The following is a 3,783-nucleotide window of genomic DNA, read 5'->3' as shown; positions in this document are numbered from 1 at the left end:
CGGCAGCCGAGCCGTCGGTTGATGCGCCATTATTTGGCGCAGCGGCGTTACCGCCGCCGTTGTTGCCGTTGCTGCCGTTACCGCCGCAAGCGGCCAGCACCAGGCTGAATACGAGAATAAGCGTAAGCCATACAAAATTTCTTCTTTTCATGGATATAAACCCCCTCGTTATAATGGTCAAGCTTTGTTCGCCAACTGTCCGTTGATATATTGCCTGCTGACGGCCGCGCCCTGAAGCGGATTGTCATGGCTGTCGAGCTCCACCGTCACCCAACCCGAGTAACCGTTTTCGCGAAGCGCCGCCAGCATGGCGGCGAAATCCTGGCCGCCTTCCCCCAGCGGCAGGAATGCTCCCGAACCGTAATCCTTGAAATGCACATACGGTATCCGGCTCGAGTAGGTGCGGATAACGGCAAGGGGATCGCCGCCGCCGGCTTCAATATGGGCCGTATCCGGGCACAGCGGGATGCCGGTCAGCTTCATCAGCCGATCCAACTGATCGGGCTTCTCCACCAAACTGCCGAGATGCGGATGATAACTCGGCGTCAAGCCGTGCCGCGCGGCGACCTCGGCCGCACGGTCCAGCGCTTCCGCCAGCGCCGCATAATCCTCGTCCCGGATGCCGCCCGCACGGATCGCGCCGCCTCCGAACACCAGATGCTCCGCGCCTGCGGCCGCCGCCGTTCGCGCGACCTTGTCGATCTTCGCGAACTCGTCCTCCAGAATATCGCCGTAAATAAAATTGGCTCCGGTGTAGACGCCGATCAAGGACAAGCCATGATCGTCCAGCAGCCGGCGCAACTCGCCGAGCCGTTCTTCATACTGCATCAGATTGCCGTCAAACAGCTCGATTCCTTCGTACCCCGCCGCCGCGATGTCTTTTACGGCCTCCTCAGTGGACCCGTTCGCCAAATAATACAGGTCCTTAACCGAGGTAACGCCGGCGGGATGCCCGACTACACCACCCCATGTGTTGGTTTGATAACCCCATTTCATTGCCTCAACCCCCTTGTGTAATGTACTTTTTGCACCGGCCAAGCTGATATATGGCGTTGAACGCTTTACTTTTAACGCCCGTCGTTAAAAGTAAAGCCGGTGAAAACAGACCTGTTACTGACCGGATCTTCCCCATCCAAGCTCATCGAGCTTGTGCCTCAGAAACGCAAGTGAAGTCTCGGCGTACCAATCCGGGTCGGCCTTGCGCGTATGAAATCCGACCTCCATCGACAGATACCCCTTGTATTCGGCCTCCTTGAGCGCCTTCAGAACGGCGTCGAAATTGCCGTATCCCTGCCCCGGGGGCAGACGATCGTTATCCGAAAGATGAACATGGCGCAGCTTGTCCTTCATCCGGTGCACGTAGTCACTCGGCACCTCGTTGCGGTACAGCGCGTGGAACGTGTCGAACATGACATGCACGTTGTCCATGCCGGTATCCCCTGCCAAATCGAGCGCGTCATCCGCCGTTTCGATCAGGTTGCTGTCGGTAGGCGTCGGTTCGACGACCATGTCAATTCCCAATGGCTTGGCGTAGGCCGCGCATTCCTTCAAACCTTCGAGGCTGTAGCGGAACGCTTCGCGCTGGCTGGTACCGTGAACGACCCATCCCGCTACCCAAATGACGGTCGGGCACTGCCAGTCGTGCGCGAGTCGGATGACATCCTTGTAATGCTTGACCGTAAACGCCCTTTCCTCCGGCAGCGGCGACGACGGATTCATGCCAGGGCCGCCGCCCGGCGCAGGCAGCATGGCCGCCACTTTCAACCTGTTGCGCTCCAGTATCCTGCTGATATCGGCCCGTTTCTCCGCCGATAAATAGTCCGGCCAGGCATGAGGGCTTGCGCAGCCGATCTCGATTCCGTCATAGCCGATGCCGGCCAGACGCGCAATCGTCTCCTCCAGCGTGTAGGAGGGCAGCCACGAAGGAAAGCTGCCGTATACCCATGTGTTGAACGAAATGCCTTTCATGCTTCCAGCCTCCCTAAGCGAAATTATAGGATTCCCCCGTAAGGTATAGCTCCCTGTCAGAGGAAGCCATCAGACGACATCCTCCCGGTACAAAAATCGGATAAACAGCGAAGTGATCACCATGACGACGATCAGGAAAATCCACGATACCGCAGAAGCGTATCCGGTCTCCCAGAACTTGAACGCAATTCGGTAAATCTGGGAGCTGAACAATTCCGTGCTGACCCCCGGGCCCCCGTTGGTCAGAATCCATACGACGTCGAACGATTTGAACGAATCGATGGTTCTGATCAGCAGCACGACAAGAATGACCGACTTGAGCTGCGGCAGCGTTATATACCGGTAGATCTGCCAGGCGCTCGCACCGTCGATGTTGCCGGCTTCATAAGGCTCGGATGACAGTGATTGCAAGCCGGCCAGCAAGGACAGTACGACGAAGGGCGTCCACTGCCACACGTCGACCAGAATAACGACCGGCATGGCATAGATGTGCTCGCCGAGCCAATTGATCGGGTCCGACCCAAACCATGCGCCTGCAAAATAATTGATCAGCCCGTAATCGGTGTTGAACATCCATCGCCAGAGCAGGCCAACCGCGACCGGCGTAACCATCATCGGCAGCAGCAGGAAGGTCCGGATGAATGTGATGCCCCTGACCTGCCTGTTCAGCAGCACCGCCAATGCCATCCCCAGCACGAACTCGATGCCGACCGAGAAAAAAACGAACGTCAGCGTATTCCAGAACGCTGCCCGGATGTTGGTGTCGCCCCAAGCGCGGACGAAGTTGTCGATCCCATTGAAGGCGAAGCTGCCGTTTTCGGTCGCCTTGTAGCCGGTGAAGCTGGTAATGAGCGAGAAGGCAAGCGGCACGACCGTCATGAAAATAAGAATGGCCAGCGTCGGGATGAACAGGTAATACTTCAACGCTCCCGATTCGACCTTGAGCTTCCTCACTCCCATACGAAAACCGCTTTGTCGGTTACCCGCTCGTCGAACAGGCGGAACGCCTCGTCTGCCTGCTCGATCGAGAACCGATGAGTGATATACTGATTGACCGGAATGTTCTGATCGATGACGAACCGCGCAATCTCCTCCCATTCCCATACCGGAAAATGCCAGCCGCCGACCACTCTCAACAGCTTCCGGATCATCTGGTCGCTCGGATTGATCGTGGTCGACCGGGACTCGCCGACGAAGGCAACCGAGCCCAGCTTGCGCGCGGCGTCCAGCGCCGCGTTCTGCGCGATCGGACTTCCCGAGCAATCGATTGCAGCGTCCACGCCTTCGCCGTACGTCCAGTCGCGCAGCGCTTGCACCGCATCCTGCAGCGTGCTGTTGACGATCGCATCGACGCCCAGCTCCTTCGCCATTTGCAGCCGGGAATCGAGGACGTCCACCGCAATAACCCTGGCGCCGCGCGCCTTGGCGACCAAGGCAGCCGCGCTGCCCATCGGTCCGAGACCGAAAACGGCGACGCTGTCCTGGCCGGACACGCCGAGCATTTTCTGCGTATGGTATTGCGTTCCGACGTTGTCGGTCAGCAACGCACCCGTCTCGTAGGACATCCCGTCCGGCAGCTTCAGGCAGCAGGCAGCAGGCGCAACCATGTAATCGGCGTCGCCGCCGTCCACGTCAAAGCCGACGCATTTCCACTGCGGACATAGATGCATATAACCTCTTAGGCAATAGGAGCAATGCCCGCATCCGATCGCGAGGTACACCGCTACCCTGTCGCCCGGCTCCAGCCCTTTCACACCGTTGCCGACCTCCACCACATCGCCCGCCGGCTCGTGCCCGGGAATGATGTAGCCCGTC

4 protein-coding genes are annotated in these 3,783 nt (G+C 58.7%); all 4 read right to left on the bottom strand.

Annotation, left to right across the window (positions count from 1 at the left end; genetic code table 11):
* Positions 1-177 precede the first annotated feature (177 nt).
* Positions 178-996 carry a sugar phosphate isomerase/epimerase family protein gene (locus BG52_RS00200; protein ID WP_036586037.1) on the bottom strand — a complete coding sequence of 273 codons (819 nt, stop codon included), beginning with the start codon at positions 994-996 and terminating at the stop codon, positions 178-180.
* 114 nt (positions 997-1,110) lie between these two features.
* Positions 1,111-1,968 carry a sugar phosphate isomerase/epimerase family protein gene (locus BG52_RS00195; protein WP_036586039.1) on the bottom strand — a complete coding sequence of 286 codons (858 nt, stop codon included), beginning with the start codon at positions 1,966-1,968 and terminating at the stop codon, positions 1,111-1,113.
* Positions 1,969-2,037: 69 nt separating this feature from the next.
* The gene (locus tag BG52_RS00190) at positions 2,038-2,928 is read right to left on the bottom strand and encodes a carbohydrate ABC transporter permease (protein WP_051587592.1); all 891 of its coding nucleotides are present in this window, start codon (positions 2,926-2,928) and stop codon (positions 2,038-2,040) included.
* Positions 2,919-3,783, bottom strand: an 865-nt coding sequence (locus BG52_RS00185) for a zinc-binding dehydrogenase (protein WP_036666519.1), incomplete at its 5' end; no start/stop codon positions are given. The genes BG52_RS00190 and BG52_RS00185, both read right to left, overlap by 10 nt.

It is taken from the genome of Paenibacillus darwinianus (assembly GCF_000598065.1).
GTDB classification, from domain to species: Bacteria; Bacillota; Bacilli; order Paenibacillales; family Paenibacillaceae; genus Paenibacillus_I; species Paenibacillus_I darwinianus.
This window is presented reverse-complemented; position numbering and strand designations above follow the sequence as displayed.